The sequence below is a fragment of the Salinarimonas sp. genome, assembly GCF_046292825.1.
In the GTDB taxonomy this organism is placed as follows: Bacteria; Pseudomonadota; Alphaproteobacteria; order Rhizobiales; family Beijerinckiaceae; genus Salinarimonas.
Genome location: NZ_JBKBQG010000088.1, coordinates 1 through 4,066, shown reverse-complemented (window position 1 = coordinate 4,066; position 4,066 = coordinate 1). Strand labels below are relative to the sequence as shown.

Sequence of the window (4,066 nt, the reverse complement as noted above, 5' to 3'; positions counted from 1 at the left end):
GCCGTGATCGGCGGGGCGGTGGGGGGGCCGTTCGGGGCGATGGTCGGGCGGGCGCTCGGCGGGCTCGCGGGGGCGGCGATCGACAACGCGCTCATCGGCGGCACGCGCGGGACGGCGCGCACGATCGAGGGCCCGCGCCTCCTCGAACAGCCGGGCCTCGCCTCGACCGAGGGCGCGCCGATCCCGCGCGTCTACGGGCGCGCGCGCCTCGGCGGTCAGGTGATCTGGGCGACGCGCTTCGAGGAGGAGACGCGCGTCACCGTCACCCGCGAGCCGAGCCGCGGCGGCAAGGCGATGGGCGGGGGCTCTCGCGCGACGACGACCGAGATCGCCTATGCCTATTACGCCAATCTCGCGGTGGGGCTCTGCGAGGGGGAGATCGCCCTCGTGCGGCGGATCTGGGCGGACGGGCGCGAACTCGACCTGACGACGATCGCGCACCGCGTCCATCGCGGGAGCGAGCACCAGAGCCCCGATCCCCTGATCGTCGCCAAGGAGGGGGCGGAGAACGCGCCGGCCTATCGCGGGCTCGCGTATGTCGTGTTCGAGCGCCTGCCGCTCGAGCCCTTCGGCAATCGCATCCCGCAATTCGCCTTCGAGGTGGTGCGCGGCGGCGGGGCTCTGGGGCAGGCGATCCGCTCGGTCTGCCTGATCCCCGGCGCGAGCGAGTTCGGATACGACACGATCGAGGTGCGCCAGTCCGTCGATTTCGGCGAGAGCCGCCCTGACAATCGCAACCAGACGAGCGCCCGCGCCGACGCGCTCGCCGCGCTCGACCAGCTCCAGGCCCTGTGCCCGAGCCTCGCCCACGTTTTTCTCGTGGTGAGCTGGTTCGGGGACGATCTGCGCGCGGGCGCCTGCACCATCCGCCCGCGCGTCGAGATTCCGTTCAAGGATTCGACCGGCTCGGTCTGGTCGGTCGCGGGGCTGACGCGCGAGAACGCGCTCCTCGTCTCCCAGGTCGACGGGCGCCCCGCCTATGGCGGCACGCCCTGCGACGCGAGCGTCTGCCGGCTGATCCGGGAGTTGAAGGCGCGCGGCATCGGCGTGACGCTCTATCCCTTCGTGATGATGGACGTTCCCTCCGGCAATGCCTTTCCCGATCCCCATACGGGCGCTGCGGGGCAGCCGCCCTATCCCTGGCGCGGGCGGATCACCTGCCATCCGGCGCCGGGACGCCCGGGCAGCGTGGACGGGACCGCGAGCGCGGCCGCGCAGGTCGCCGCCTTCTTCGGGAGCGCGCAGCCGGGGCATTTCGCGCCCATCGCAGATGGGGTCGCCTATGCCGGCCCCGAGGATTGGCGCTTTCGCCGCCACATCCTGCATTACGCGACGCTCGCCGTCGCCGCGGGCGGCGTCGATGCGATCGTGATCGGATCCGAGCTGCCGGGGCTCACGCGCGTGCGCTCGGGGCCGGGCGCCTACCCCGCCGCCGCGCATCTCGCGAGCCTCGCCTCGGACGTGCGCGCGATCGTCGGGCCCGCGACGAAGATCACCTACGCCGCCGATTGGACCGAGTACGGTGCGCATGTGCGCGCGGGCGGGGCGGAGGTGCGCTTCCCCCTCGGTCCGCTCTGGGCGCATCCGGCGATCGACGCCATCGGCATCGACTATTACCCCCCGATCTCCGATTGGCGCGACGAGCCCGACCATCTCGACGCGGCGCTCGCGCGAAGCGGGCTCGATCCGGATTACCTGCACGCGCGGCTCGGCGCGGGCGAGGGGTTCGACTGGTTCTATCCCGACGCCGCCGCCCGCGCCGCGCAGAACCGGGTGCCGATCGCCGACGGGCTCGGCGAGCATTTTCCGTTCCGCGTCAAGGATCTGGTCGGCTGGTGGTCGAACCCGCACCGCGAGCGGGTGGGCGGCGCCTTCGCCGCGACGACGGCCTTCGTGCCGGGGGGAAAGCCGATCTGGCTCACCGAGATCGGCATCCCCGCCGTCGACAAGGGGCCGAACGGGCCCAACGTCTTCCCCGATCCGAAATCGAGCGAGAGCGCTTATCCGCCCTTCTCCAGCGGCGCGCGCGACGACCTCGCCCAGGCGCGTGGGGTCGCCGCGATCCTGCGCCGCTTCGATCCGCGCGTGCCCGGCCACGTCGCCGCCCACAATCCCGTCCATCCGGCGACCGGCGTGCGCATGATCGATCCCGACCGGCTCGCGGTCTGGGCCTTCGACGCGCGCCCCTTCCCCGCCTTTCCCGAGCGCGGCGACGTCTGGGCGGACGGAGCGAATTTCGAGACCGGCCACTGGCTCAACGGCCGCCTCGAGGGCCTGCCGCTCGACGAGACGATCGCGCGCATCCTCGCCGATCACGGGGTGACGATCCCCGTCGACGCCGATTGCGACGGCTTCCTCGACGGCTACGTGATCGAGCGGCCGATGTCGGCGCGCGACGCGCTCGAGCCGCTCCTGCGGCTCTTCGGCGTCGAGGGTCTCGCGCGCGCCGGCCGCCTCGCCTTCGTCGGGCGCGGCGGGCAGGCGGTCGTGGCGGTCGCGGCGGGAGACCGGGTCGAGGAGGCGGACGCGCCGCTCGAGCGCCGCGTGCGCGCGCAGGAGACGGAGCTGCCCGCCGAGGTCGAGATCGCCTTCGCCGACGCCGCCGGCGCCTATCGCCGCGCGACCGCCGCCTCGCGGCGGCTCGCGGGCACGAGCCGGCGGCAGGTGCGGGCGGAGACGAGCGCCGTCCTGCGTCGCGGTCAGGCGGAGGCGCTCGCCGAGGCGCTGCTGCAGGACGCCTGGGCGGGGCGCGAGAGCCTGTCCTTCGCGCTCTCCCCGCGCGCGCTGACGCTCGAGCCCGGCGACACGATCGCGGCGCCCGGCGGGGGGCTCTATCGGATCGTGCGCATCGTCGACGGGTTCGCGCGCCGCATCGAGGCCCGCGCCGTCGAGCCCTCCCGCACGCCCGCCGCACGTCGCGAGGTGCTGCCTGCGACGCCGCGGCGCGAGAGCCCCGGCGCCGGTCGGCCCTTCGCGATCGCCCTCGACCTGCCGGTCACGATCGGTGATCCGACCGTGCTCCAGGCGCTCGCGGTCCATGCCGCGCCCTGGCCCGGCGCGGTCGCGATCCGCCGCTCGGGCGACGGGGAGAGCTATGCCGCGCACGCGCTCGCGGCCGCGCCCGCCCAGATCGGCCGCACGCTCGGCCCGTTCCCGCCGGGCCCGCTCTGGCGGATCGACCGCGCCGCGCGCCTCGACGTGCGTCTCGCCTTCGGCGCGGTCGCGAGCGTGTCCGACATGGCGCTCCTCGACGGGGCGAACCGCTTCGCGCTCCTCGACGAGGCGGGCGGGATCGAGATCGTCGGGATCGGCACGGCCGAGCTCGTCGGCGAGCGCACCTTCCGCCTCTCCCGCTTCCTGCGCGGCCTCGGCGGATCGGAGCCGATGGCCGCGCGGACGCTCGCTTCGGGCGCGACGCTCGTGCGGCTCGACGAGACGCTGGTGCCGCTCTCGCGCGAGCCCTCCGACATCGGCCGCGCCTTCCGCTACCGCATCGGCCCCGCCGAGCGCGACCACGGCGATGCGAGCGCGCTCTCGCTCGAGGCGAGCGTCGGCGCCGCCGCGCTCGCGCCGCTCGCACCCGTCCATCCGCGCGCGCGCCGCACGGGGGAGGGGATCGCGCTGTCGTGGATCCGCCGTGCCCGCCGCGGCGGGGACGGCTGGGGCCTCGCCGAGATCCCGCTCGGCGAGGAGCGCGAGGCCTATCGCCTGACGCTGCTCGCCGCCGGCGCGCCCGTGCGCACGATCGAGACCGAGGTCCCGCGTCACCTCTACCCCTCCGCCGACGAGATCGCCGATTTCGGCGAAGCCCAGACGACGCTCGCTCTGCGCATCGCGCAGATCGGCGCGGTGGAGGGACGGGCGCTCGAGGCGCAGGTCGCGGTGCTCCATCCCTCCCCGTAGGGGAGGGTGGACGCTGGAGCGCAGCGACAGCGGCCGGGTGGGGCCCGGGTGGAGATCGTTTCGCGAGCGTCGGGCCCCACCCCACCTCCATCGGCTTCGGGGCGGAGGCCACCCGCCCCGCCCGGGGGGGGGTCATAAGGTCGGCAGAGCACACGGCTGAGCA

Annotated in this window: 1 protein-coding gene; it reads left to right on the top strand. The window is 74.8% G+C overall.

The annotated features are described in order from the left end of the window. Window positions 1–3,903 (top strand): glycoside hydrolase/phage tail family protein (locus ACK4UM_RS20805; protein WP_409802944.1); only part of this gene is annotated, 3,903 nt, incomplete at its 5' end. Window positions 3,904–4,066 lie beyond the last annotated feature (163 nt).